Source organism: Marinimicrobium sp. UBA4509, from assembly GCF_002388575.1.
Lineage (GTDB): Bacteria > Pseudomonadota > Gammaproteobacteria > Pseudomonadales > Cellvibrionaceae > Marinimicrobium > Marinimicrobium koreense.
Map to the genome: position 1 here is coordinate 31,280 of NZ_DGMV01000007.1, position 877 is coordinate 32,156.

2 protein-coding genes are annotated in these 877 nt (G+C 58.7%); one reads left to right on the top strand and one right to left on the bottom strand.

The features are described 5' to 3' along the window. The coding region (locus B3520_RS00625) for a LysR family transcriptional regulator (RefSeq protein WP_286875078.1) at window positions 1-299 on the bottom strand (299 nt) is incomplete at its 3' end. Between the two features lie 147 nt (window positions 300-446). Between B3520_RS00625 and B3520_RS00630 the strand changes: the two genes are divergently transcribed. After that, the coding region (locus B3520_RS00630) for a TonB-dependent receptor plug domain-containing protein (RefSeq protein ID WP_286875081.1) at window positions 447-877 on the top strand (431 nt) is incomplete at its 3' end.

Below are 877 nucleotides of genomic sequence, written 5' to 3' on the forward strand. Positions count from 1 at the left end.
GCTATGACTTTCAAGGTGCCGCAGGGGGTGCCCTGCAGCTGCTCTATGTCCTCCCGCGCCTTCTCGGCCACTTCCAGCATGGTGCGGCAGCACTGGTATTGAATTTTGCCGGCCTCCGTGAGCACCAGATTTCGGGTGTTGCGGTTGAACAGGCTGAGGCCCAGATCACTTTCCAGCTTCTGCAGTTGCTGACTGACCGCCGAGGTGGTCATGTGCAGGTCCTCAGCGGCCGCACCCATTCGACCCAGCTCCACGGTACGGGTAAACACCCGGATTGCCCTCATCATTTTTGCGTTCATTACCAATACCCCTGTTCGCGATTATCCAGCGCTGCTTAAGAGTGATTCCAAATACCCTTGATTGAGCGAGCAGCAGCAAGAGTTTACATTACGAATGCAAACAATTCTCATTAAGTTTATCAAAAAGTTGCAATGGAGGAAATATTCTTGGGACTGATTCGACACGTCTTGCCCGTCGCTTTACTTGCTGTCGGCGCCACCACCGCGTGGGCTCAGGGCAGCGCACCACGGCAACTGGCGCTCGCTCCGCTGGAAACCATCGTCATTACCGCCAGTGGCCATGAGCAGGAACTGAAAGACGCTCCGGCGTCCATCAGCGTGATCGACGGTGAGCGGCTGTCCCAGCGTTTCTACCGGGATGTGACGGACGCCATTGCCGATGTGCCCGGAGCCATCGTCACCGGTGGTGGAGACCGGGAAGACATCAGTCTGCGCGGCATGGGCAGCAGCTACACCCTGATTCTGGTGGACGGCCAGCGCCAGAGCTCGCGGGAAACCCGGCCCAATAGCGACGGCCCGGGGGTGGAAGGGGAGTGGACTCCACCGCTGGTGGCCATTGAGCGGATCGAAGTGGTGCG